The sequence below is a fragment of the Nitrospirota bacterium genome, from assembly GCA_040757335.1.
In the GTDB taxonomy this organism is placed as follows: Bacteria; Nitrospirota; Nitrospiria; order 2-01-FULL-66-17; family 2-01-FULL-66-17; genus JBFLXB01.
In genome coordinates, this window is the sequence record JBFLXB010000021.1 from 1 (window position 1) to 24971 (window position 24971).

The 24971-nt window shown below is 64.3% G+C and carries 26 protein-coding genes; 15 read left to right on the forward strand and 11 right to left on the reverse strand.

Annotated features, from left to right (window positions below; genetic code table 11):
• The coding region (locus AB1451_11485; protein ID MEW6683525.1) for a DNA recombination protein RmuC at positions 1 to 1292 on the forward strand (1292 nt) is incomplete at its 5' end.
• Positions 1293 to 1314: 22 nt separating this feature from the next.
• Here AB1451_11485 and AB1451_11490 read toward each other — a convergent pair.
• Entirely contained in the window at positions 1315 to 1614 is a 300-nt protein-coding gene (locus tag AB1451_11490; protein MEW6683526.1) for a PspC domain-containing protein, read from the reverse strand.
• A gap of 111 nt (positions 1615 to 1725) precedes the next feature.
• Here AB1451_11490 and AB1451_11495 point away from each other — a divergent pair, with 111 nt between their 5' ends.
• From AB1451_11495 to AB1451_11515, 5 genes are all read left to right on the forward strand, one after another.
• On the forward strand, positions 1726 to 2151 hold the full coding sequence (locus tag AB1451_11495) for an FHA domain-containing protein (GenBank protein MEW6683527.1): 426 nt from the start codon (positions 1726 to 1728) through the stop codon (positions 2149 to 2151).
• Between the two features lie 158 nt (positions 2152 to 2309).
• Complete coding sequence (locus AB1451_11500; GenBank protein ID MEW6683528.1) at positions 2310 to 3473, forward strand: aminotransferase class I/II-fold pyridoxal phosphate-dependent enzyme; 1164 nt, start codon at positions 2310 to 2312, stop codon at positions 3471 to 3473.
• Positions 3474 to 3496: 23 nt separating this feature from the next.
• Positions 3497 to 3943 carry a DUF5069 domain-containing protein gene (locus AB1451_11505; GenBank protein MEW6683529.1) on the forward strand — a complete coding sequence of 149 codons (447 nt, stop codon included), beginning with the start codon at positions 3497 to 3499 and terminating at the stop codon, positions 3941 to 3943.
• A complete protein-coding gene (gene sigZ, locus AB1451_11510; GenBank protein MEW6683530.1) occupies positions 3912 to 4511 on the forward strand; it encodes an RNA polymerase sigma factor SigZ in 600 nt (199 codons plus the stop codon). Before AB1451_11505 ends, sigZ begins: the two co-directional genes overlap by 32 nt.
• Before the next feature lie 179 nt (positions 4512 to 4690).
• Positions 4691 to 7288 (forward strand): CHASE domain-containing protein, encoded by a 2598-nt coding sequence (locus tag AB1451_11515; GenBank protein ID MEW6683531.1) that lies wholly within the window; start codon positions 4691 to 4693, stop codon positions 7286 to 7288.
• Positions 7289 to 7338: 50 nt separating this feature from the next.
• On the opposite strand, the gene AB1451_11520 is transcribed toward AB1451_11515, so the two are convergent.
• Both AB1451_11520 and AB1451_11525 read right to left on the reverse strand, forming a co-directional pair.
• On the reverse strand, positions 7339 to 7542 hold the full coding sequence (locus AB1451_11520; protein ID MEW6683532.1) for a hypothetical protein: 204 nt from the start codon (positions 7540 to 7542) through the stop codon (positions 7339 to 7341).
• The gene (locus AB1451_11525) at positions 7539 to 7898 is read right to left on the reverse strand and encodes a hypothetical protein (protein ID MEW6683533.1); all 360 of its coding nucleotides are present in this window, start codon (positions 7896 to 7898) and stop codon (positions 7539 to 7541) included. Before AB1451_11525 ends, AB1451_11520 begins: the two co-directional genes overlap by 4 nt.
• A 102-nt stretch (positions 7899 to 8000) precedes the next feature.
• On the opposite strand from AB1451_11525, the gene AB1451_11530 reads away from it, so the two are divergent.
• The 6 genes from AB1451_11530 (at position 8001) to AB1451_11555 (ending at position 13602) form a co-directional block, all read left to right on the forward strand.
• Entirely contained in the window at positions 8001 to 9314 is a 1314-nt protein-coding gene (locus AB1451_11530; protein ID MEW6683534.1) for a prolyl oligopeptidase family serine peptidase, read from the forward strand.
• A gap of 62 nt (positions 9315 to 9376) precedes the next feature.
• On the forward strand, positions 9377 to 9913 hold the full coding sequence (locus tag AB1451_11535; protein MEW6683535.1) for an SRPBCC family protein: 537 nt from the start codon (positions 9377 to 9379) through the stop codon (positions 9911 to 9913).
• A complete protein-coding gene (gene yjjX / locus AB1451_11540; protein ID MEW6683536.1) occupies positions 9910 to 10455 on the forward strand; it encodes an inosine/xanthosine triphosphatase in 546 nt (181 codons plus the stop codon). Before AB1451_11535 ends, yjjX begins: the two co-directional genes overlap by 4 nt.
• The gene (locus tag AB1451_11545; GenBank protein MEW6683537.1) at positions 10452 to 12308 is read left to right on the forward strand and encodes a S9 family peptidase; all 1857 of its coding nucleotides are present in this window, start codon (positions 10452 to 10454) and stop codon (positions 12306 to 12308) included. The genes yjjX and AB1451_11545 overlap by 4 nt, the downstream gene beginning before the upstream one ends.
• Positions 12305 to 13210 carry an isoaspartyl peptidase/L-asparaginase gene (locus AB1451_11550; protein MEW6683538.1) on the forward strand — a complete coding sequence of 302 codons (906 nt, stop codon included), beginning with the start codon at positions 12305 to 12307 and terminating at the stop codon, positions 13208 to 13210. Before AB1451_11545 ends, AB1451_11550 begins: the two co-directional genes overlap by 4 nt.
• Positions 13210 to 13602: a YbgC/FadM family acyl-CoA thioesterase gene (locus tag AB1451_11555; GenBank protein ID MEW6683539.1), complete on the forward strand. Its 393-nt coding sequence runs from the start codon at positions 13210 to 13212 to the stop codon at positions 13600 to 13602. Before AB1451_11550 ends, AB1451_11555 begins: the two co-directional genes overlap by 1 nt.
• 7 nt (positions 13603 to 13609) lie before the next feature.
• On the opposite strand, the gene AB1451_11560 is transcribed toward AB1451_11555, so the two are convergent.
• Positions 13610 to 14470, reverse strand: coding sequence for a DUF1207 domain-containing protein (locus AB1451_11560; protein ID MEW6683540.1), 861 nt, complete (start codon positions 14468 to 14470; stop codon positions 13610 to 13612).
• Positions 14471 to 14753: 283 nt separating this feature from the next.
• Between AB1451_11560 and AB1451_11565 the strand changes: the two genes are divergently transcribed.
• Positions 14754 to 16295: a LysM peptidoglycan-binding domain-containing protein gene (locus AB1451_11565; protein MEW6683541.1), complete on the forward strand. Its 1542-nt coding sequence runs from the start codon at positions 14754 to 14756 to the stop codon at positions 16293 to 16295.
• 102 nt (positions 16296 to 16397) lie between these two features.
• On the opposite strand, the gene AB1451_11570 is transcribed toward AB1451_11565, so the two are convergent.
• From AB1451_11570 to recG, 4 genes are all read right to left on the reverse strand, one after another.
• A complete protein-coding gene (locus AB1451_11570; protein MEW6683542.1) occupies positions 16398 to 17228 on the reverse strand; it encodes a tetratricopeptide repeat protein in 831 nt (276 codons plus the stop codon).
• 97 nt (positions 17229 to 17325) lie between these two features.
• Positions 17326 to 18285 carry a Ppx/GppA phosphatase family protein gene (locus AB1451_11575; GenBank protein MEW6683543.1) on the reverse strand — a complete coding sequence of 320 codons (960 nt, stop codon included), beginning with the start codon at positions 18283 to 18285 and terminating at the stop codon, positions 17326 to 17328.
• Positions 18286 to 18300: 15 nt separating this feature from the next.
• Positions 18301 to 18630, reverse strand: a complete 330-nt coding sequence (locus AB1451_11580; protein ID MEW6683544.1) for a hypothetical protein — start codon at positions 18628 to 18630, stop codon at positions 18301 to 18303.
• A 12-nt stretch (positions 18631 to 18642) separates the two neighbouring features.
• Entirely contained in the window at positions 18643 to 21144 is a 2502-nt protein-coding gene (gene recG / locus AB1451_11585) for an ATP-dependent DNA helicase RecG (GenBank protein MEW6683545.1), read from the reverse strand.
• Between the two features lie 32 nt (positions 21145 to 21176).
• On the opposite strand from recG, the gene rpmB reads away from it, so the two are divergent.
• On the forward strand, positions 21177 to 21368 hold the full coding sequence (rpmB, locus tag AB1451_11590; GenBank protein MEW6683546.1) for a 50S ribosomal protein L28: 192 nt from the start codon (positions 21177 to 21179) through the stop codon (positions 21366 to 21368).
• A gap of 37 nt (positions 21369 to 21405) precedes the next feature.
• Here rpmB and AB1451_11595 read toward each other — a convergent pair whose 3' ends face one another.
• The gene (locus AB1451_11595) at positions 21406 to 22188 is read right to left on the reverse strand and encodes a transporter (GenBank protein MEW6683547.1); all 783 of its coding nucleotides are present in this window, start codon (positions 22186 to 22188) and stop codon (positions 21406 to 21408) included.
• A 131-nt stretch (positions 22189 to 22319) separates the two neighbouring features.
• On the opposite strand from AB1451_11595, the gene AB1451_11600 reads away from it, so the two are divergent.
• Positions 22320 to 22730, forward strand: coding sequence for a response regulator (locus AB1451_11600; GenBank protein MEW6683548.1), 411 nt, complete (start codon positions 22320 to 22322; stop codon positions 22728 to 22730).
• Positions 22731 to 22732: 2 nt separating this feature from the next.
• On the opposite strand, the gene recN is transcribed toward AB1451_11600, so the two are convergent.
• Together recN and trxA are read right to left on the reverse strand one after the other, a co-directional pair.
• Positions 22733 to 24472, reverse strand: coding sequence for a DNA repair protein RecN (gene recN, locus AB1451_11605; GenBank protein ID MEW6683549.1), 1740 nt, complete (start codon positions 24470 to 24472; stop codon positions 22733 to 22735).
• A 36-nt stretch (positions 24473 to 24508) separates the two neighbouring features.
• Positions 24509 to 24838 (reverse strand): thioredoxin, encoded by a 330-nt coding sequence (gene trxA / locus AB1451_11610; protein MEW6683550.1) that lies wholly within the window; start codon positions 24836 to 24838, stop codon positions 24509 to 24511.
• Between the last annotated feature and the right edge of the window lie 133 nt (positions 24839 to 24971).

Below are 24971 nucleotides of genomic sequence, written 5' to 3' on the forward strand. Positions count from 1 at the left end.
TGCTCACGCAGCGCCCCTCTCTTTTTTCTCTTCGTCATCCCCACCGCTCGTCGCCGGTTGGTTTCCAGCGGGCCGTGTGTTACGATCCGGCCGTGGATCCCGTTTGGGTGATCGTCGTCCTTCTGGCTGCGTTGGTGGTGATCGGAGGGCTCGCGCTGCTTCGCCGTCGTCCTGACTCGGTCGCCCCCTTGCTCCAACAACAGATCGACACCGTGAGCCGTCAGCTCAGCGAGTCAGCCGGCGGCAACAAACTCCTGCACGACCGCCTGGGCCAGGTCACCCAGGAGGTCAACGGCCAGTTGGCCAGCATCACCACCCAAGTCAACAGCCAGCTCAGCGTCATCACCGCGCAGGTCAATCAACAGCTCGTCGCCATCGGCAAGCAGGTCCAGGAAGCCACGGGCCAGATGGGCACGCGGCTGGACAACGCCGCGCGAGTGGTGGGCGAGGTCCGCCAGAATCTCGGAGAATTGACCAAGGCCACGGAGCGGGTCTTTGACGTGGGAAAGGACATCGCGGGTTTGCAGGAGATCCTGCGCGCGCCCAAGTTACGAGGCGTGTTGGGCGAGCTGTTTCTTGGGGACCTTCTGGCTCAAATCCTGCCGCCCACGCACTACGCGCTGCAACACAAGTTCAAAAGCGGCGAGGCCGTGGATGCGGCCATCAGCCTGGGCCACGGCCTGGTGCCAGTGGACAGCAAGTTCCCGTTGGAGAACTTCCGCCGCGTGATCGCCAGCGAAAGCGAAGAAGACCGCAAAGCCGCCAAGAAAAAGTTCGGCGCAGACGTGAAGAAACACATCGACGCGATCGCAACCAAATACATCCTGCCCGACGAGGGCACGTTCGACTTTGCGCTCATGTACATCCCGGCTGAGAACGTTTATTACGAGGTGATCTTGAAAGACGACGCGTTCGGCGAAGACAAGGGCCTGTGCGCGTATGCGCTCGCGCAACGGGTGATTCCCGTGTCGCCCAACAGCTTCTACGCCTATCTCCAGGCCATCGTGTTGGGTTTGAAGGGCCTGCGCATCGAAAAGAACGCCCAGGAAATGATCCAGCACCTCAAGCGGTTACAGGGCGACTTCCAGCGCTTCCGGGAGGACTTCGAGGTGCTCGGCAAACACCTGGGAAACACGCGTGGGAAATACGAGGACGCGGCCAAGCGGCTGGAGCGTTTTGAAGAAAAGCTCGCGAGCGTGGACGACTCGACCGCACACGCCCCGATCGAACCCGCGTCGCCCCCGCCATCCATCGAGGTGGACGCCACGTCCGCCCAGCGCACGCTCCTGTAGGAGCGACCAGTCCCCCCCTTTGTCAAAGCGGGGAAGGGGATTGCGGTTCGTCTTCGTTCGGGATGACGAAGATCAAGATGAGATACAGGAGCACGACCACGCCGACCGAGAAAAACGCCGCCAATACCCACAAGAGCCGCACAATGGTGGGATCGATCCCCATGTACTCGGCCATCCCGCCGCAGATGCCAGCCAGCTTGCGGTCGCGTCGCGAACGAAAGAGACGTTTGGGCCTGCCGGGCGGGCTCAAAAACGATCCGCAATACCGGCACTTGATCGCGTCGTCCTGAATCTCCTCGGCACAATATGGGCAGCGCTTCATCGAGGTACGGTACCAAAATTATGGTGAGAAGCGCAAAGACAGTGCAGTAGAGTCTCTCCGACCAAGTCATTTCGGTTGACCGCTTTCCTCGCTCTGCTAGGATTTCAGGGCGTGGGCTCCCCGCTGGAGAATCCTTCGTTTGACGAGGAACAGACGCTTCAGTCCGAGGAGGTCCCGGACGAAGTCAGAAGTCTGCCACAGTGGTTCCCGATTCTGAAGGGGATCAAGGGCATCCTGGAAGGCTGGAAGTGTTCCCTGACTGAAGACCATTACGTCCTCGGGCGGGGTCGGAACGTCCACATCATGATCTGGGACTCCAACGTGTCGCGTGAACACGCGATCATTTCCCGAACCCTCTCGGGCTACGTGATCCACGACATGGGGAGCGTAAACGGGATCTTCGTGAACGACGTCAAGGTCCCGCGCGCGCTGCTCGTCCACGGCGACGTCATTAGGCTTGGGGAGACCCTCTTCCAGTTCTTGTGGGACGGGGAGCTGTCTTTGCCGGACGGACACGCGGCCAAGGTCAGCCCCTGACAGTCACGCCCTGCCCGCTTTTCTAGCCGTGTCGACCCGAAGTTCCTCTCACCAGGTGACGCCTGCTACCGGACCGCCCCGTTCCACCGCACCATCGTCTCTTGCTTGACCCCAGGAACCCGCTCGCCATATCCTGGGTCTCCCGGAGGCACCTTCTCATGACCGCATCCCATCAGCCCGACCGCCTCGACACGCTTCTAGTTCACGCCGGCGAGCCCAACCCGCGCATCGGCGGGGCCGTGTCCATGCCGATCTTTCAATCCGCCAATTTCGAATATGGCGGGGAGGCCAGTTACGACGACCTCACCTACATCCGTCTGAACAACACGCCCAACCATCTGGCGCTACACGAGAAGCTGGCCGCACTCGAGGGCGGCGAGGCGGCGCTGGTGACGGCGAGCGGGATGGCTGCGATTTCCACCACGTTGCTGACGGTCCTCTCATCGGGCGATCACCTGCTGGCGCAGGCGTGCTTGTATGGCGGCACACACGATCTGATCACCAAGGATCTGCCTTCATCCGGCATTTCGCATGACTTTATCGACGCCAACGACCCGGGATCATGGGCGCGGCTGCTCAAGCCCACCACCAAATCGATCTACGTCGAGACCATGACCAACCCGCTGCTGGAGGTGGCGGACCTGGAGGCGGTCACGGCGTTCGCCAAACAACACGGACTGGTCTCGTTGATCGACAACACACTCGCGAGCCCAGTCAATTTCCGGCCACTCGGAGTGAGGTTCGACCTCTCACTGCACAGCGCGACCAAGTATCTCAACGGACATTCGGACATCGTCGCCGGCGCGGTGATCGGGGCGAAGGTCTGGATCACCCGCATCACACACCGGCTTAACCATTTGGGCGGGTCGCTCGATCCGCACGCCGCGTTTCTTCTGCACCGCGGTATGAAGACGCTCGCGGTGCGCATGCGCCACCACAACGCGAGCGCGCAGCGCATTGCGGAGTTTCTGGCGCAACACCCCGCGGTCGTCGCCGTCAACTATCCGGGCCTGAAGAGTCATCCGGATCACATGCGCGCGGCTGAGCTTTTCAGTGGATACGGCGGGGTATTGAGCCTTGAGTTGCGCGACGGCGTAGCTGCAGCCGACCGCCTTCTGGAGCGCGTCAGGCTCCCCATTCGCGCCCCGAGCCTCGGCGGGGTGGAATCGCTCATCACACGGCCGGCGACCACCTCGCACGCGGGCATGTCAGCCAACGATCGGCGGCGGCTGGGGATCTCGGACGGACTGGTCCGGCTCTCGATCGGCATCGAAGCCGCCGACGACTTGATCGCTGACCTTGCCCAGGCGCTCGAGGGGTGACTGGGCTCCGCGACGATGACGGCGTGAGCCCTCCCCCACCGCTGCGCTCCCCCCGCGACACGCTGGGTGGGTACGTGTTTCTTCCGCGACTGATCGACAAGGTTCGCCTTCATGCCCGCGGCGCACTGCCTCCGGCCTACCTCCCGCAGCTTCTCGGCGAGAGCGGGACGCTCGACGGCAGATTCGTCGTGTTCACAGGCCTGGACCGCGAGGCGCTGCGTGCAGCGATTCTGTCGGCCCCCGACGACGCTGCGGTGTTGGCGTGGGTTGAGCAACACGCCGTGCCCCACTCCGAGGACGAGAACCGCGCCTGGATTTCGGCGATCGACGCGTATCGCCCTGATCCTGATCGCACACGACGCCGCGCCCAGCTTTATCCCGAGTTGGCTGCGCGCTTTGACGTGGCGACGCTGAGTCTGTTTGACTTGATCGACCTCGATGAAGGACGAATCGACCGGCCCACGAGCTGATGCCTCGTCGATCGACGCGATGTGGGCCGCGTTCGCCGAGCCGCTACGGCGGTTCCTCGTGCGACGCGTGGGGAACGACGCTGACGCAGACGATCTCCTCCAGATCGTGTTCACCAAAATCCACTCGGGGATCGGCGCACTCGCCGACTCCGAGCGCCTGCCGGCGTGGATTTTTCAGATCGCGCGCCGCACCCTGATCGATCACTTCCGCAGTCGGGCGTCGGCCCCTGGATTCGTTGATCTCCCCGAAGATCTCGCCGACGACGCTGAACCGGTCGCCGCGCTCAGCGAACTCGCCGAGTGCGTTCGCCCCATGATCGACCAACTCCCGGAGCCGTATCGCCAAGCCCTGACCTTCACCGAGCTCCAAGGCCGCACCCAGCGCGAGTTGGCCCGCGCCCTGAAGCTGTCCGTCTCCGGCGCCAAAACGCGCGTGCAGCGTGGGCGCGAGCAGCTCAAAGCCTTGCTCTTGGCCTGTTGTCACGTCGAGGTGGACCGCCGGGGCGGCGTGGTGGACTATGAACCACGCCAGGGGTGCGCCGGCTGCTCGCGGCCAACTCGTTCCTGACGCCGTCGCCCTCCTGAGTTCTCCCCTCTTTGCCGCTTCGGACACCCGTCGGCTTGCTGGCTGCGAGGTGCGCGCTATACTGATTTTGCCTTCGCGAACGACCTCGTGACGGCGGCCGCGGCGGTTGGTTGCTGCTCCGCGCCGCGGCCGACCAGCCCACGATGGTCGTAAAGGCGGCGATGCCTCGACCAGTCGACTTCACCAGACAGCAACAGACCTTTCTCTTGGGAGCAGGGGCCTCCTGCGCGATCCTGGGCCTGATCGTGATGGTCGGGTGGCACACCCAGAACCTGACATTGATTCAGATCCGTTCCGGCTTTTTCGCCATGCAATACAACACCGCTCTCGCGGTCCTGTCCGGCGGAGTCGGATTGGTCGGGCTGGCCCTCGATCGTAGACGCGTGGTGGTCGCCAGCGCATCGTGGCCCATCGCAATCGGCGTGCTCACGCTGGCACAGTACGGTTGGGGGATCAACCTCGGCATCGACCAACTGTTCCACCGCTCGGACATCAACCTGGGCACGTTGTATCCGGGGCGCATGGGGGCCAACGCCGCCTTGTGCGTGTTCTTCCTGGGGTGCGCCTTGGCCTTGCTCGGACGTCGCGCCCCGTTCCGCGGTCGCCCGATGTTGGTGGGCGCTCTCGGACTGCTGACCTTGGGCATCGCATTGTCGGTGGGTCTGCTGTACGCCACGATGATGGCCGTGGGGGTTCGTTGGGGAGCCTCGACCGCCATGGCGCCGCACACCGCGTTGAGCCTCAGCATACTCGGCGCAGCGACCATGGTTGCGGCGTGGCGCGACCACCTCACCGGCACGCCGGATGGCGCGCGCTCCTTACACGCGGGTCGCATCGCCTGGATCGTTCTGGTGCTGTCGGTCGCCGCCACGGGATTGGCGTGGTCCGTCGCCGCCGACGGGGTGACCGACCGGGCCCGCGCTCGGTTCGACGAGACCGTCCATCAAGCGCACGCCGCCATCATCAATCGAATGGAGAACTACGAACAGATTCTGATCGGGGGGCGAGGACTGTTCGCCGCGTCGCGCTCCGTTGATCGCGAATCGTGGCGCGCGTATGTCAAGAGTTTGGACATCGAGCGACGGCATCCCGGCATTCAAGCCGTGGGCGTTGCGCAGCACGTTCACCGCAAGAATAAATCGTCGTACCTCGCCGGAGTGCGTCGCAACGGGTTCCCCGCCTATCAGATCACCCCGCCTGGGGAGCGTGAGGAGTACGTGGTGGCCACCTACATCGAACCGTTCGCCGACCGCAACCTGCGCGCGTTCGGCTACGACGGGTTCTCGGAACCCGTGCGCCGCGAGGCCATCGAGCGGGCGAGAGACACGGGGGAGGCTGCGATGTCCGGACGCGTCAGACTCGTGCAGGAGTCGGAGGCGGACGCGCAGCCCGGATTCCTCTTGTACGTCCCCATCTACCGCCACGGAATGCCCCACGCCACCTTCGAGGAACGACGCGCCGCGTTGTGGGGGTTCAGCTACGGCGCGTTTCGGATGAACGACCTGATGAGCGGCGTGCTCGGCAGGACCGCCCGCGACATTCGCGTCGAGGTCTTCGACGGGACCATGGCTGCACGCGACCGTCTCCTTTACGGGGATGAATTGGACGGCGATCCCTTACCCTATCGCCCGACGTTCCAGCAAACCATCACGTCGGAGATCAGCGGACGGCCGTGGACCTTCGTCTTCAGTACCTGGCCGAGTTTCGACGACGCCGTATACCACCATGAACCGATGATCGTCCTGATCGGCGGTCTGGTGGTCAGCCTGTTGCTCTTCGGGATTACGTGGTCCCTAACCACCACACGCGAACGGGCGTTGGCCTTGGCCGAACAGATGACCGACGCGCTTCGCAAGGCCCAAGCGCATTTTCGGGCCGTCACCGACCACGCCCACGACGCGATCGTCTCGGCCGACGGGCGGGGGAGGATCGTCGTGTGGAACAAATCGGCCGGCAACATCTTCGGCTACTCCGAGAGCGAGATTTTGGGGCAGCCCTTATCCGTCTTGACGTCGGAGCGCGCGTGGCAGGCTCAGGAAGAGGCCCTGACGCGGGTCGCATCGAGTGGTGGATCGGGGCTGACGGGGGAAACGGTGGAGCTGATGGGACGACGGAAAGACGGGGGCGAGTTCCCGCTCGAACTGTCGCTGTCCACCTGGACGCAAGGTGAGCAGCGATTCTACACCGGGATCATGCGTGACATCACGGAACGCAAGCGGACCGAAGAACGACTGGATTACCTGGCCACTCACGACGCCTTGACCGGCCTCCCGAATCGGACGTTGTTCGCGGACCGCCTGGAGCAGGCGCTGGCCCGCTCGGCGTGGAACAAACGTCTGGTCGCGGTGATGTTTCTGGACTTGGACCGCTTTAAGACCATCAACGATACGTTGGGTCACGACGCCGGAGACCGGCTCCTGAAGACCGTGGCGGCCAGATTAGCGACGTCGGTGCGTGACGGTGACACCGTGGCCCGCCAGGGTGGCGACGAGTTTACGATCATTCTCATCGACATGGCGCAGATCGACGACGTGGCATTGGTCGCGCAAAAGATCTTGAACGCGATGGTGCAGCCGTTGGACTTGAACGGCCACCAGATGTTGGTCACGTTCAGCATCGGCATCGCCTGTTATCCGGTCGACGGCACCGACGCCCAAACACTCCTGAAACACGCGGATAGCGCGCTGTATCAGGCCAAGGCGCGGGGACGCAACAACTACCAACTCTACTCGCCCGACATTCCCGCCAAGGCTTCGTAACGATCTCAGGCGCAGGGAAACGTCCACAGCTCGCCAACTCTGACGAGGGGCTAGTCGTGCGGGCGGTGCTCCGACTGCGCGTCTTTGACGCGCCGATACAGTGCGAAGCCCGTGGCGGCGATCCCGGTCACGAGCAGCGCCAGACTGGCGTTGGTGAGAAAGCGGTCGTGTCGGGTAAGACCAAAGATCGCGATGATGAAACCCGTGACGAAGAAGAGTCGCCCCATGAACCGCGCTACCCCTCCGGCCGTCATGGGGCTCGTTTCTCCCAATCGTTCCGGCGGTGGCCGGTGAGCATCTCGATGGTGATACCCACGAATCCGCCCACGGCGCCGCCGGTCCCGGCCATCAGCGGAACCACGGACGGACCGCCGGCCTCCCACCCGACCAATGCGCCGATCACGGTTCCAGCCGCCACGCTGATGAAAAATCGGTGCGCGCCGAGCTTGCCGAGACCGAGGCCGATCAACGCGCCGAACACCGCCCCGCCCACGGCAGTGGCCCAATGATGAAGATAGAGGCCCACCAATACGCCCGTGACCGTGAAGATGGCGACCCCGACGGGAACCTGCCATGCCGCTGGGGGATTGATGGCGTCACGGGAGCTCATGCCGACCCCTCGGACCAACGCGTGGCCCCAGTGTAACGGAATTGCCAACCCGCCGCCACCGATTTCTCGGGTTCTGGACATCTTTACAATGGCGTGGCGCCCGTGTACCGTGGCGTCGTGCGGTGCACGTCGTTGCACAGGCCGCCCACGTGGATCCTGCTGGTCGCCGGGACCGTTGCCATGACGCTCGCGGCCTGCCAGGGTTATCGGGTCTTGACCCACGTCCATGGCGACACGCTGGCCGAAGTCACGGCATACCTTGCCGCGAGCGACGCGGACTCCGAGCGGCTCCTGCCCACGGTGGCCACACACCCCATCGATGAGATCGAAACGGCCTTGCGCGGATTGTTGGCGGCGCGGCCGTCGGGTCAGCCGCCTGTGGGCAAACAACCCGGCCACCGAATCCAGGTCGGCAAGCAAACGTTCCATTACGCGCTGTATGTTCCCGAAACGTACGACGGCGGACACGTGTACCCTCTCGTCGTCTGCCTACACGGCGCTGGTTTCGGAGGCGAGACCTATCTGGACCGCTGGCAGCCGCGCCTCCAGGACGACTTCCTGTTGGCCTGCCCCACGATTAACGACGGCGCGTGGTGGACTAAAGAAGCCGAGGACTTGGTGATGGCCGTGATCGCGGACGTGTCCCGCACCTACTGGGTCGATCCGGACCGGGTCTTCCTGACCGGCATGTCCAACGGAGGAACCGGTACGTTTCTGATCGGTCTCAACCACGCCGACCGGTTCGCCGCGCTGGTGCCGATGGCCTCGGCTCTGCCGCGGGCGCTCTACCCTCTGTTGGAAAACGCGCGCGCGACGCGGTTCTACATCATCCACGGCGCGCGCGACGACGTCATGCCGGTTCGGTACAGCCGTGAACTCGTGTCCTACCTTCAGGAGAACGGATTTCAAGTCGTCTACCGAGAACACCAGAAAGAACACCCCATGGCCGGGGGCCACTTTTTCCCGCGAGAGGAGCTACCCGATCTGGTCGAGTGGCTCTCGGTCCGCCATCGCCTGCCCGTACCCCGCGTGCTCACGGTGGTGCGCGACCGCGATCATACCGGAGGGTTATATTGGATCAGGATCGACGAGAGCCGCGGCGCCGCGTCGTTTTGGGCATCCGAAACCGACAAGGAGGAGAGCGCCCGGCTGCAAGAGGGCGCTTGGGCGCAGGTAGACGCTCGCATCGAGGGCAACACCATTGCGGTTCGCACCAACCGCGTCGCGCGTTACACGCTGCTGCTCAACCAAGAGTCGGTGGCCTTGGACCAACCGGTCGTGGTCCTGACCAACGGAACGGTCAGCTTCGACGGACTCATCAGGCCGGACGCGGGCGTGCTCTTACGAGAAGCTCGTTCGACCCGGGACCCCGAGCGTCTGGTGCTCGCCGAGTTGACCATCACCGTGCCCAAGTAACGCGCTTGCCTACGCCGCTTCACGATTGACACGGCTCCCGTCAATCCCTAGCATAGCGGGACATGAAACGCGCCTTCATCGCGGTTCTGGTTCTGATCTCGTTTCTGGTCGCGGTTCCTCTTGTCGGGCTCATGTTGCCGCGCGGCCACGTGGTGGCGCGGACCGTCACATTGCACCAGCCGCCGGAGGCGACCTGGCAGGCCATTACGGACTTTGAACACGTCCCCTCCTGGCGCCCCAACGTTGTCCGAGTGGAACAGTTGCCCGCTCAAAACAGCTTCCCTGTCTGGCGCGAGCATTATCAAGGCGGTGACGCGCTGACCCTCGCCACCGTGGAGTCGGTCGCGCCTTCGTGGTTGGTGCGGGAAATCACGGATCCCGATTTGCCGTTTGGCGGCCGCTGGGTGTACCAGATCGCGCCCATGGAGCGCGGCAGCCGCGTCACGATCACGGAGCACGGCGACGTGTCGAACCCCGTGTTCCGGGTCGTGTCGCGATTTTTCATCGACCAAACCGCCACGATCGATGAGTACCTCGTGGATCTTGGCAAGAAATTCGGCGAATCCGTGACGCCGCAACCGGGTCAGATCGGCTCGTGACGCCTCCGCGCCGAATCATCGCCGTAGGCTCGATCAACCCCGTGAAACTGGACGCGGTACGCGAAGGATTTACCGCGTCGGGACGCTTCGGGACCATCGAGATCCGCGCTCGCAACGTGACGTCGAGCGTCCGCGAACAACCGCTCTCGCTGGACGAGACGCTGCGCGGCGCGATCGCCCGCGCGCGATCCGCGTTTGCGGACTGCGATTTGAGCGTGGGGATCGAAGACGGGCTGTTCGCGGTGCCGTACACCCAGAGCGGGTATATGAACGTCTGCGCGTGTGCGATCTTTGATGGGAACCGGGAGCATTTGGGCTTGGCCTCGGCGTTCGAATACCCGGCGGAGGTGACCCGGTTCGTCATCGAAGAAGGCCTGGACATCACCCAGGCGTTCGTCAAAGCGGGTCTGAGCAATAACTCGCGCCTGGGTGCCGCGGAGGGCGCAATCGGCGTGCTGACGAGAGGCCACCTCACCCGCAGGGCCTACGCGAGGCAGGCCGTGGAGATGGCGCTGATTCACCTGCCCCACACCCGACCATGACCGCGGGCCAACCTCCGCTCATTCCTCGGGAAGTGTTGTTCGGCAACCCGGTCAAAACGAGCCCGCAGATCTCCCCCGACGGGACGCGTCTCGCCTACCTCGCGCCGGTGAACAACGTCTTGAACGTGTGGGTAGGCTCGCTCGATGGGCACGAGGCCCGCCCGGTCACCGACGACCGCGACCGCGGTATCCGGTTCTATCTGTGGGCCGCAGACGGGCAACACATCCTCTACCTCCAAGACATTGGAGGGGACGAAAACTGGCGGCTGTACGCCGTGGCGATCGACACCAAGGCGGTGCGCGACCTCACCCCGTTTCCGGAGGTTCAGGTTCAGATCGTAGATCGCGACAAACGCTTTCCGCACGAACTGCTGATCGGAATGAACAAGGACGACGCCCGATACCACGACGTCTATCATCTCGATCTGCGATCCGGCGAATTGCACCTGGTCGCCAAAAATCCGGGCGACGTGGCGTCCTGGGTCACGGACGCGCGCTTTCAGGTGCGCGGCGCGCTCAAAGCCACGCCGGACGGCGGATTCGAGCTGACGATCCGCAACACCCATGACTCGCCGTGGAAGACGCTGCTGACGTGGAGCGCGGACGACAGCCTGACCAGCCAGCCCGTGGGCTTTTCGAACGACGGCCAGGCGATTTACCTGGAAGATTCTCGTGACAGCGACACCAATCGTTTGATCGAGCTGCGCTTGGACACGGGCGCGACGCGCCTGATCGCCCATGACCCGCGTTACGACATCGGCGCCGTGCTCGTGCACCCCGATACCGACGAGATCCAAGCCGTGGCCTTTGACCGTGCGCGAACCGAGTGGACCGTGCTCGACGACGCGATCTGCGCGGACTTCGAGGCGATCCGACGCCTCCATCATGGGGATTTCTCTGTGACCGCCCGCGACCACGCCGACCGGCTTTGGATCGTGGCGTTCACCGCCGACAACGGACCCGCCGCGTTTTTTGCCTACGACCGGTCCGCGAAACACGGGCGATTTCTGTTCTACAGCAAGCCGGATCTCACGACCTACACGTTGGCGCCGATGGAGCCCATCCGGCTCATGGCGCGCGACGGACTGACCCTGCAGGGCTACCTCACGTATCCGCCCGGTCTGGAGCGGCGCAGGCTGCCGCTGGTCGTGAACGTGCACGGCGGGCCGCACGCTCGCGACACCTGGGGCTACGACCCCGAGGCCCAATGGCTCGCCAACCGGGGCTATGCGTGTCTGCAGATCAACTTCCGGGGCTCCACGGGATACGGGAAACGATTTCTCAACGCGGGCGACAAGGAGTGGGGCGGCAAGATGCACGATGACGTGGTGGACGCGGTGCGCTGGGCGATCGCTGCGGGGATCGCCGACCCCACCCGCGTGGCGATCTACGGCGCGTCGTACGGCGGTTATGCCGCGCTGGTGGGGGCCACGTTCACGCCGGAGCTGTTCTGTTGTGCCGTGGACGTGGTGGGGCCCAGCAACTTGATCACCATGATCGAAACGATCCCGCCGTATTGGGCGACGTTCTTGGCCATCGAACATCGGCGGGTGGGCAACCCGGAGACCGAGTCGGAATTTCTCAAGAGCCGCTCGCCGCTGTTTTTCGTCGATCGCATCAAAGCGCCGATCCTGATCGCCCACGGCGCGAACGACCCTCGCGTGAAGCAGTCGGAGTCCGAACAGATCGTCGACGCGATGAAACGCAAGGGCATTCCCTACGAATATCTCCTGTTCCCGGACGAGGGACACGGCTTCGCCAAACCCGAGAACCGCCTGAAGTTCTACGCCGTCGCCGAGCGGTTCCTTGCCGCGCACATGGGCGGTCGCGTGGAACCCGAGTCCGCGGCGTGACGGGCGCGGATCGCGGGCTCGTGATCCTGGTTCACGGCGGGTGCGGGCCACGACGGCCATCGTCGCGCGCCGTCGCCGAGATCCGTCGCGCCCTAGCCGCCGGCTTTGAGATTCTCGCGCGCGACGGCTCGGCCGTGGACGCGGTCGAAGCCGCCGTGGTCGTCCTCGAAGCCAGTGGACGATTCAACGCCGGGAAGGGTTCCCAACGCCAACTGGACGGCATCGTGCGCATGGACGCCTCGATTATGGACGGACGCACCCTCGCCGCCGGCGCCGTGGCGTCCTTGGAGGGCGTGCTGAATCCCGTGCGCGTGGCTCGCTGCGTCATGGACGCCACACCCCACGTCTTATTGGCCGGACCCTGGGCCCGACGGTTGGCCCGTCACCACGGGATTCCGGCATGGGCGGGGCCCACGCCCCGGCGCCGCCTCTCGTGGAAGGGGCTTTACCAACGGCTCGCTGCGCCGCGTGCCGCCGACACGGGTACGGTGGGAGCGGTGGCGCGCGACGCAGCGGGTCACGTGGCCGCGGCGACCTCAACGGGCGGAATTCGTCGCATGCTGCCGGGACGCGTGGGCGACAGCCCCCTGATCGGAGCGGGAACCTACGCGGACGACGGCGCGGGCGCGGTGTCGATGACCGGAGTCGGCGAAGCGATCATCCGAGGGGCACTCGCCCGCCTCATCGCAAGCGACCTGGCGCTGGGGCGGACGCCGCGGGCCGCCGGGCAGCGCGCTCTGGCGTGGATGCGCCGTCGGATCGGGGGCGAGGCGGGCGCCATTATCGCGACCGGCGCCGGTGCGTTTGCGCTTGTACACACGACCCGCTACATGGCGTGCGGGGTCCGGCGCAAGGGATTGGTTCGTGTCGCCGCCAGCGGCACGCGGGTCGGAGACCGTTGATGCAGATCAGGGTGTACTACGAAGACACCGACTGCGGCGGCGTGGTGTACTACGCCAATTTCCTGCGGTACTTCGAGCGGGCGCGCACGGAATTTTTGCGGGAACGCGGCTTCGAGGTTGCGGCCTACGCGGCCGCGGGGTTGCTGTTCGTGGTCTCGCACGCAGAGGTCGCATACCACGCGCCCGCGCGCTATAACGACCTGCTCGACATCGAGACCGCCGTCGTGGACGCGACGCGCACGAGCCTGACGTTCGGCCACGCCATTCGACGTTCTGGAGATGACCGCGTCATCGTCGAAGGCGCCGCTCGCTTGGTCTGCGTCGATGAACGGGGCAGGCCTCGCCGCCTCCCCGAAGACCTGACCCGCTTGCTGACCCGCGAGGCGGGGTAGCGCCCCCTTAAAATTCGAAAACCAGCCCGAAACTGACGTACCGCTCGCGTTCGGACGCCACGATGCGCTGGAGCGAGCGACCGGCGTATCCTGACACGGCAATGCGGACCGCGCGCGTTCCATCGCCTCGCGCCAAGCGCAGGCCTCCCTCCGCATTGGCATTCACAGCCCAATCCGACTCGGCCCAGGACTGAAGGTCCGCTGCGAGGTACCACTGTTGCATGATGCTCCCCAGCGGACGAAGCGCCCAACGCCACTCCGCCCCGGTCTGGAGGGTGGTCCGCGGGGCGTTCGGCCTCACGTGGATGGCGACGCTCCCCCCGCCGTAGAGTCGGAGCGATTCCGTCGCATCCCACGACGCGATCATCCGGACATAGTCCCGTCGGTACAGAAACCGTTCGTCATAGAACAGCGCGTCTCCGGCCAGAATCTGGCGCTGCACTTCGCTTTCGCCAAAGTGCGAGCTGAGGTGTCCCACTCCGGTCCGCAGCACCCATCCGTCAAACTTCACGTCCAAGGGCAGGAACAAGGTGTAGTCCGCGGTGTTGATGTCGAGAAATCCGGATGAATCAGGGTCGCGGTTGAAGCGCGTGTACACCGAGCCCTGCAGCCCGAACTGCACCGGAAGCGCGCTCCCGACCCGCACCAGGCCGAAGGTATCCCCGAAGGCGGCCTGGCCGCGCGCATTTCCGGAATTCACGAGGTAACGAAGACTGCTTTGGGCTTCTCGCGGGTCGGCGAGCAGCGGCCGAAAAAGCGCGGTGTTCGGGAAGATCTCGACGGCGCCCCACGCCGCATCCCGGTACCCGCCCGTCGCCACCGCCACGGCCGCCAGGAGCGCCGCTGCGGAAACCGCGCCCCCCCGCATGCGACTCACGCGGCAGACCGCGGAAACATCGTCAACGAGGAAGGACAGACACGGGAAGGCGGTCGCAACCGGGGGCTCAGCAACGGAGGATGAGGGCAGGGTCTGAACACGGCCGGGCGCGAGTCGTGTAGCACGGTCCCGCGCGGGCTGTCAAGCGGCCCTTCCGGCGCGGCCCTTCCGGCGCGCTCAGTGTTGACATCCGCCCTCCGGCCTCTATACTTACGGGTACTCCCGAGGCACGAAAAACACTCCCCTTACACACGCTCCTATGATTGACAGTCGCATGCTGAACTGGGTAGCATCCCGCGATGCGGCGGGCTTTCCGGTGAGACCGACCACCGCGCTGGCTGGACTGGTGGTGCTGCTGGGCATGACCGCCTGTGCCTCGCCCACGCCGCCACGCACGGCAACGCTCGCGCGTTCGGCGGCAGTGGTCGCGCCGCCCGCTGTTTCCAGCCCCAGCGCGGCAACGCAATGGTCCGCGCCCGCTGGTTCCGAGCGAATGCCGGCCGCGGACGACCAGGCCCCTCTCCCCCCTGTTCCCGCCCCGCTCCCTGAGCCGGAATCGCTGCCCCCTCAAGTGGCGATCATCGACGAGCCGGTGCCGGAAATCGACGAGGAGGAGGACTTCCCGACCTACGACGTCCCGATCATCCTCAACGCGAGCGTGGAAGCGCATATCGACTATTTCAACACGCGCATCCGAGACAAATTCGAGTTGTGGTTGAGTCGTTCCGGGCGATACTTGCCGTTGATGCGGGAAATCTTCCGCAGCCACGGCCTTCCCGAAGACCTCGTCTTTGTCGCGCTGATCGAGAGCGGGTTCAACCCGTACGCTTACTCGCGCGCGCGTGCGGTCGGCCCCTGGCAGTTCATGAAGGGAACCGGACGCAAATACAACCTCCGGATCGACGAATGGATCGACGAACGACGCGATCCCGTGAAATCCACGCACGCCGCGGCCGCGTATCTGAAAGACCTGTATGCAATGTTCAATTCCTGGCCGCTCGCGCTGGCCTCGTACAACGCCGGGGAGGGTCGCGTGGGCCGGGCCATGGCGCGCTCCAAAGCGGACGACTTCTGGGATCTTCGCTCCACCCACTATCTGCGGCCTGAAACCCGCAACTACGTCCCGAAATTTATGGCGGCCACGATCATCGCCAAAAATCCCGAGAAATACGGATTCACGCTCAACTATCACGAGCCGCTGAGTTTCGATCAGGTGACGATCGATCGTCCGACCGACCTGAAATTGATCGCAAAGGCGGCGGGAGTCTCGTACGAGGCGGTCAAAGAACTGAACCCGGAACTCCGACAGAGCGTCACTCCGATCAATTACGACAACTACCAGCTGAAACTTCCCTCCGGGACCAAAACGACGTTTGAAGACGCGTTTGCAAAAATCCCCGAATGGGAGAAATCGGTCTGGGTCAAACACAGGGTCCGGCGCGGGGAGACCCTGGCGTCGGTCGCCAGGAAGTATGGAACCACCGTGGCCACGCTTCGGGACATCAATCACATGAAGGGGTCCAACATCCGGGTCGGCGCCACTATTTTGGTTCCGACCGGCAACAGCACCGACGTCGCGGAAGCCGACGCCAGCCCCCGCACGTCGATCTCCAGCGCCGCGCTGGTGCTGGAAGAACCGCTGGCAGCGCCCAAACCGTTTCGTTACCGAGTGAAACGGGGCGACTCGTTGTGGAGCATCGCGAAGCGGTTCAACACCTCGGTGGCGGACATTCGAAAGTGGAACGGCCTGGGTTCGAAGAGCACGATCCGGGTAGGTCAACGACTCAGGCTCTACGTGAACGCGGAACAATCGTAAGTTTCTACCGACTTCCCCCGTTAGGCCGCGCGGGCTCCAGCGAGCCGACCGAGATCCGCGAAAGACCCGCACGCTTCCGACACATCCCGGCGAGACGAGCGACTATTGCGGCGGTTGAGCTGATGATGGGGGAGGCGTGGCCTCAGCCGGTGGACCAGGGGGTTGCGGTTCAGCGTTCGCACCGGCTGCTTGTTCCTCGGGCTCACGACCGGGAGGAGTTCCTCCGAGGGCCACGATTCTGGCGTTTCCTTCGCTGGTCCAAGGCGAGGCGTTAAATTCCTTTGCCAGCGCGGTGTAGGCCTCGATCGCCTGATCCTTCTTCCCGAGCTGTTCGAGCACGCGCCCTTTTTCAAAGTAGGCGAGGTCGCGGTTCAGAGCGTCTGGGGTCTTGGCGACTTCGTCGAATCGAGCGAGCGCTTCCTCGGGCTTGCCATTGGCCCAGAGCGCATAAGCGAGTCGTTGGATCACGAGCGGAGCCAACTCGTGTCCTTTATAGGTGGCGAGCCACTGTTCGTAGCTGGCGATCGCGTCGTCAACGCGTTCGAGCGACGCGTACGCGTTGGCTTGGTGGAACAGGGCCAGCGCCGCGTGTCGGGTTCGAGGATGTTTGTCGCGAACTGTCTGAAACGCGGCGGCCGCCCGCTCCAGGGCTTCTTTCGTCTCCGGCGAGAGTTCCCGCAGTTGACGTTCGGGGGCCAGCGCCGTCTGGTACGCGCTCATCGCCTCGGCATACAACCCCGCGGCCTGTTCTTCCGCGCGGTGCTGCACAAATTCGACGATGCCCCAGGCAGCGCCAGCGAGCACCAGCACGCCCGCGGTCGCCATGATGGTCTTGAGGTTCTCGATCAGCCAATGCTGGAGTCCTTCGGGCCGGAGGAAATCTTCCGGCGCCAACATTGGGCGTTTGGCGGGCGTTTTGATCGGTTGCGGCACGCGTGGATTCCTTCGTGTGTGTCGGCCGGCACGCTGACCGTGCGGACGAGTTGGCGGATTATGCCACAGCCGGACAGGCGACTCAAGCCGTTTCGCGCTATCCCGCCAGGTTGCGCTCGGCCCAGTCCACGACCAACCCTTCGCGAAGACCGTATTCGCTGACCCGCACCTCGTGAGCCTCGAACAGGTCCAGAACCCCGGCCAGAACGGCCAAGCCGGCGAGAATGACGTCCTCCCGTCCCCGCTCCAATGAGGGGAGTTGGCGCCGTTCTTCACCCGTCATTCGCGCCAGCCGGGAGGTGATGCCGGTAAGCGCAGCCCTGGGGACGAAGCGATCGTGAACGAGCGCCGGCTCGTATCGGGTCAACCCGAGGTGCAGCACGGCCGCGGCGGTTACCGTCCCAGCCGTGCCCACGACCTGACGTGGCCCATTCTTGGATCGCAGCCTCGCCGCTTCACGTAACGCGTTCCGAGCGGCCGAGTCCAGCGCGCGCACCTCGTCGTCGAGCGGCGGATCATGATGCACCCACCGTTCGCTGAGCTTGACCACCCCAAGGTCGAGGCTGAGCGCGCAGTCAATGCGCCCGTCGCACACGCGGATCAGCTCGGTACTTCCGCCGCCGATATCCACGATGATCGCGTCCGTGACCGGCCGGTCGGCGGTCGCCAATCCTGTTCGCACGCCCAGCCAAGTACGACGGGCCTCCTCCTCTCCGGAGATCACCTCCACGTCGAGCCCCACCTCTCGCTTCACGCGAGCGAGAAAGTCCTCGGCGTTGACGGCCTCGCGAACCGCGCTGGTGGCGACGGCGACCACGGCATCCACGGAATGGCGATCGACGATGGCGCGGATCTCCCGCAGCGCCTCGACCGCACGCGTCATGGCTTCGGGGGTGAGTCTCCCGGTCTGCCCCACCCCCTCCCCCAAGCGCGGAATCACCCGATACACGTGGCGCGTGCTCACCCGGCCATCGGCCGTCACCGCGCCGATCAGCAACCGAAAGGCGTTGGTCCCGAGGTCGATGGCCCCGACCACCGCGTCGTCGCGTCTCCCCACCTCCCGTCTCCGTCCCTACGGCTCCGCAACCCCCGCCAGATCGTCCATCAATCTGCGCTCCTCGGCAAGCAGCGCGTCGATCCCTCGGCATCGACGGACCACCTGTTCATCTGTTGGTTCCACCGCCCCTCCCGCGCTCAAACACGACGCGAGGTAGATCCCCAGATCAGCGTGGGCCGCCGCCAGCTCCGCGCGTGTGTTGCGGAGGCGCCACCGGAGGCGGACGATCTCCGGAACGGAGCGGCCGCCGCGAACCGCTCCCGCCACTGCGGCGAAGACCGCCAGAAGGCCGGTGGTTCCGTCCTCTCGAATCTTTCGCCACACGTCCAGTCGAGACACGTGCACCTGATCGCCTCCCTATCCAACGGTCGCGAGCGCGAAGCGGGTTCCCCAAGCTCGCTTGAGCGCCGTCCGCAACAGCGCGTGTTCGGGAAGGGAAAGCGTCGGGTCCGTGTCCAGCACGGCAAACGCCTCCCGCCGGGCGAGATCAACCAGGCGGGCGTCGCGAGTCAGCTTCGCCACCTTCAAATCGGGCACGCCCGACTGACGGGTGCCGAGGAACTCCCCCGGGCCGCGCATTTCGAGGTCGCGTTCGGCAATCAGGAATCCGTCTCGGACCTCCTGCATTGTTTCCAGGCGCTGCCTCGCTTCCTCCGAGACGCGATCCGGAGACAACAAGAGACAGAGCGAGGCATGAGCCCCCCGGCCGACGCGGCCGCGAAGTTGGTGAAGCTGGGCCAGACCGAAGCGGTCGGCATGCTCGATCACCATCACCGTCGCATTCGGCACGTCGATGCCCACTTCAACCACCGTGGTGGCCACCAACACCTCAAGCCGGCGGGAGAGGAACGCCTGCATCGCGGCGTCTTTGTCGCTTCGGTTCAGGCGACCGTGCAGCAGGCCGACGCGGGCGCCGGGACACTCCCTGCCGAGCCGCTCGGCGAGCGCGGCAACCGAGCGGATTTCTCCGTCGTCCGACTCGTCGATTCGCGGGGCCACCACGTAGACTTGCCGTCCCCTCGCCAGCGCCTGCCGAACCGCCTCGTTCGCCGCCGGGCGCTGGGCCTCACGGTACCATCGCGTCTCGACGGGTATTCGACCGACCGGCATCTCGTCGATCACCGAGACGTCCAGATCGCCATACACGGTGATCGCCAGCGTGCGCGGGATCGGGGTCGCAGTCATGATGAGCACATCGGGATGGTACCCCTTCCTGACCAGATGCGATCGCTGCAACACGCCAAATTTGTGTTGTTCATCGACCACGGCCAAACCGAACCGTGCAAAGCGAACTCCAGGCTGCAGGAGAGCGTGCGTGCCGACCACACAATCGATATCGCCGCTCGCCAGGCGATCGAGGACCAGCCGCCGGTCTCGGCGAGGGGACTCACTCGTGAGGAGGGCCACCCGGACCCCCAGCCCACCGAGCACGTTCGACAACTGACGGAAATGCTGCTCGGCGAGCAGCTCGGTCGGAGCCATCACCGCAGCTTGATAGCCGTCGCCGACCGCCATCCAGATCGCCGCCGCCGCCACCACGGTCTTGCCGCATCCCACGTCGCCGTGGATCAACCGGTTCATGGGGCGGGACGAGGTCATATCGCGACGCACCTCGTCGACCACCCGCCGCTGGGCAGCGGTGGGCTCAAACGGCAGCGAGGTCCAGAACCGCGCGAGGCGACCCGGCGAACACTCGAACGTGATACCCAAGGAATCGCGTTCGGTCTGGCGGCGCCGAGCGACCAGCCCCAGTTGCAACAGCAGCAGCTCTTCGAACGCCAGGCGTCTGTGGGCGGGACCGATGCCGGCGGTGTATTGTGCAAGATCAGCGTCCGGCGGCGGGAAATGAACGGTGCGGAGCGCCTGCTGTTTCGGAATCAAGCCGTGTCGATCGCGGATCGAGGCTGGCAGGCAGTCTTCGTTCAGGCCACGGGCCGTGGTCAACACCCGATCGACCAGGACCCGAAGGACCCGGGACGTGAGGCCTCGAGTCTCGTGGTAGACAGGAACGACGCGTCCGGTATGCAGCGAGGAACTATCGCCGACGCCCATGACCTCAAACTGCGGGTTGTCTATTTCGGGAAACAGAAGACCACCCGTTCCTTTGACTCGGCCGCTGCACATAAGCTGCTGACCTGGGGCCAAGCGACGTCGAAGGTACGGTTGATTGAACCATTTGAGCGTCACGGTCCCACTCCCGTCGCTCAAAATCGCCCGAAGGATACGCAGCCGACGACGCGCAGTCACCATCTCGTCGACCGCGTTTACCTCCCCGCAGACCGTGACGTCCTGCCCGACGCGAAGAGCGGCCAGCGGCGTGGTGGCCGCGCGGTCTTCGTACCGCCACGGGAGCTGCCACAGCAGGTCCTCCACCCGCTCGATCCCGAGCGTCCGGAGTAACGCAGCGCGACGAACACCGATCCCGGGCAACGCCTCGATCGCGTCCGACAGGGCAAGCCCGCGATCCCCAGGATTCGACTCCGGGACACTCGCCGTCCGCCCCCCGAGCGAACGCCGGCTCATACGGCTCAGAACCTCGCGCACGGCCTCCAGTCGCTCTCTGCGTTTCGGAGGCGATAACCCGTCATAGGTGGAGGCAAGTGCGCTCAGTCGCTCGAGATCGGCGTGAATCGAGCGAAGGCGCGGAATCGCCAGCCCCTCCGCCGCACAATGGACGAGAAAGGCCCCCAGGTTGCGAACCACCGCCAGCCCCCTGCCGCCATCTCGAATCGCAAAGTCGACCGGGCGCGCCAAGCGGAGAAGATACGCCTCAACCGACGGACTGGAGCGAAGCGACGCGTGAGACGCCGATGAGGGTTGGGTCGCTTGCACTTTTTTGGGGTCCGTGTTATCGTTCACGACCTTTGATGACCAGAAGATAGGAGCGTTTCATGGGCCGGACATGTGCGATTTGCGGTAAAGGACGACAGGTGGGATTTAACGTGAGTCACGCCCACAACAAGACCAAAAAGGTTTGGGAGCCCAATCTCCACTCGGTTCACGCGATCGTCGGCGCGGCGGTCAAGCGCCTCAAGGTCTGCACCGGTTGTCTGAAATCCCAAAGGGTCCGGAAAGCCGTCTGAAGGCGTTGCGTCCCCACCCAGAGGGCAGGCGGATGCCTCAAAACGTGTAGGACACGCCGAGTGCGGCCGCGTAGTCCGGACTCGCGGACGACAGCCCGACCGCAAGCGAGGTGTCCAAGACCACCCGTCGATTCACCTCGTAGGTCACCCCGATCATGACATCGAGCAGGTCATCGGAGACGCTCGATTCCCGACTGGTCACCCCTGCAAGCTCCGTGACAACTGTGATCGCGGGCAGGACGGTGTCGTATTCAAACGCCAAGGAATAGTTGACGACGTCATCGAGTGTGCGGCCGGGCGGGCTGCCGACAAAGGTGTATCCCAGATTGAGATGGACGGTCACCGGCCGAAACTCCTTGGAGGCGATTGCGAGCACACCCAGATCCGCCTCTCCAGTGCACGAGGGAGTCACCGACGCGGCGGTCGAGCCCTCGTCGCAGCTCGGGAACTTCAGGACCAGCTCAGCGGCGATGAAGAGCGGGTTGGCCTCACGCCCTTCCAATAGAAGCAGCTTGGGACGGAGCAGGACGTCCCCCACCTCTCCCTGCGTACCACCAGGTCCCGTGGTGAACAAGTAGGGAGCTTCGACCTTAAAGTCGAGTTTGGTCAACAGGCCGGAGGTCAGCTCGGTTTTCAGCGTATACCGGGTGGTCTGGGACGAAAAGCGCGCCGCGTCGAGCCCAACCTCCACTCGAGACGTCCCGTGATCGAGCGTGGGACCTCGTTCGGTCGAAAGAAACGGACGGGCCGCCCACGCGGGACCGCCGGCCAGGGTCCCTACCAACACGACCGAGACCGCCGCCAGCGTCCACGCTCTCATGGCGGCGCATTGTACGGATTTTGCCGGAAACGGTCAAGGAACCGACTCGACGTACGCCGTTGTTTTGCTATGCTTACCGACTGTTCCGCCGCCCACGAGGCGGTGACCCATTGTCTGACAACGGAGGCGTCATGGAAAAAGCCGTTCGAGAAAACGTCAATGTGCTGGTCGTGGACGACGAGGTTGGCCCTCGCGAGTCGCTCAAGATGATTCTGAAACCCTTTTATCACGTCTACACAGCCGAAAACGGCAGCGATGCCCTTGCGCTGATGAAAATCCACAAGATCGATCTGGTCACGCTCGACCTCAAGATGCCAGGGTTGCATGGAACGGAGGTTCTCCAAGCCATCAAACGTGATCATCAGGACACCGAGGTGGTCATCGTGACGGGATTCGGCGGGCTCAAGACCGCGGTCGACGGCATCCGGTTCGGCGCGTCCGACTACCTGCTGAAGCCCTTCAATATCACCGAGATGCTCACCACCATCAGGCGCGTGCTCGATCGGCGGCAGTCCACGCAGACCCCGGTGGGGAACGCGTAGGATCAGGCATTGAAGTCCCGTGCCGCGGAATCGACGGCGCGGGATTGGTGGCCGGGCACGCCGCGTTGATCCGGCGGGGCGGATATCAATCGGATCATTTCTTCCGCGTGCCGGAGAGCGGTGGTGGTGATTCGTTGACCGGCCAGCATGCGCGCGACCTCGCGGACCCGCCCGCGGTCTCGGAGCTGACGAATCGTGGTGCTGGTCCGGCCGCGTTGGATCGACTTCTCCACCAGAAAGTGGGTTTCGGCTCCGCTCGCTACCTGAGGGAGATGAGTGACGCAGAGTACCTGTCGGAAATCCGCGATCGCTCGGAGACGGCGCCCAACCACCTCCGCTGCCGCACCACCCACCCCCGCATCCGCTTCGTCGAAGATCAATGTCGGGACCGAATCCACGCTCGCGAGAACCGACTTGAGCGCCAGCATCACCCGAGAGAGTTCTCCACCCGATGCGATTTTTCGAAGAGGCTTCGCCGGTTCACCGGGATTGGTCTTGATGAGAAAATCGACGCGATCTCGTCCGCCGGGTCCGATCTCGGCTTCGCCCAGCGGGGCCACCTCGACGTGAAATCGTGCCGACATACCCAGGCGCGCGAGTTCCTCATCCACCAGTGACTCGATCTTCGCCGCTGCGTCCGTGCGTCGAAGATGCCACTCATCAGCCAACGCCTCTAAGCGACGTCGCGCCGCTTGGGATCGAGGAATCAGACTGTGATCCGACTCTTCTTCTCGCTCAAGCGCCAAGAGTTCCGTACGCTTACCCTCCAAGAGAACGGGCAGCTCATCCACCGGAACACCGTACTTTCTCCGAAGCCGCTGCAACTCGGCCAACCGTGATTCGATCGTATCCAACCGCCCCTCGTCCTGATCGAAACCGTCCACATACGCCCTGAGAACGGCAGCGACCTCCTGAAGCTGCACGTGGGCGGAGCCTGCGAGATCCGCAGCGTCGGCCAACTTGGGATCAAGGGTGCCCACCCCACCCAGTTCGGCGGCGATTGCGGCCACGCCCTCCAATATTCCCCCGTCCGGTTCCTGCAGGCGGCTGAACGCGTCGTGCGAGACGTTTTTCAAGCGCTCGGCGTGCCTGAGGACCATCCGTTCGCGCTCCAAATCATCCCATTCGTGGGGCTGAACGCGGGCACGGCTCAGCTCATCGACCTCGTGGGCGAGCAACGCCGTCTCTCGAGCTCTCGTCGTTTCACGCGTGGCGCGTGACGCGAGGGCCTGGTCAAGGGTCGACCACTCCGCCCAGGTATCCTGATACGTCCGCCGAAGTTCCTCCACCCTGGCGTAGGCGTCCAGCACGGCGAGAGGGGTGTCCGACCGGGCGAGCGAGTGGTGCTCGTGCTGACTGTGGAGGTCGATCAGCGAACTCGTGACCTGCGCCAGTACCGAGGCCGACACGGGGCGGCCGTTGATGTAGACGCGCCCTTTTCCGGAGGTTGACAACACACGCTGGACCACCAGATCGTCGTCGGCAGGATAACCCATCGTTGCGAGTTGCGCGGCGGCGTCTGATCCGTGGACAACGGTGAACGAGGCCTCCACAATGGCTTCGTCGCACCCAGCGCGAATCAAGTCTGGCGACGCGCGACCGCCCCGTACCATGGTGACGGCGTCGATGACGAGCGACTTGCCCGCCCCGGTCTCACCGGTCAAGACGTTCAGTCGTGGGCCGAACGTGATGTGAAGGTCGTCGAAGAGGGCGAAGTGTTGGACTCGAAGATCGCGGAGCATCCGCTCGCCCTCTGTCGGAAGAGGAACGCGGCGAAACTAGGCCGCCAGTAACGACTCGATTTTGTCCTTAAACTGTTGCTTGGAAGCCGCCCCCACAATCTTTTCGACGGGCTTGCCGTCTCGAAAAAACATCAGCGTCGGAATCCCCATGATCTGATACCGGCTGGCAAGATCGGGGTTTTCGTCGGTGTTGAGTTTTCCGACGGTCAAACGTCCTTCGTACTCCTTCGCCAGCTCCTCAATCGTCGGCGCGATCAATTGGCAAGGTCGGCACCAAGCTGCCCAGAAGTCAACCATGACCAGTCCCGCAGCCTTCAACACCACCGTATCCCATGTGGACGTATCGACTTTCACTGCTTGGCTCATGAAGCCCTCCGTTCGTGGGTATGATCCTAGCCTAAGAAAAACGAGCCTGTCAACGCAGGCTAGAAAAAAAGCGTGGCCCCCTGCGGAACAGGGAGCCACGCCGATTTCCTCGATCCGATCGCGCGGAGTCGAG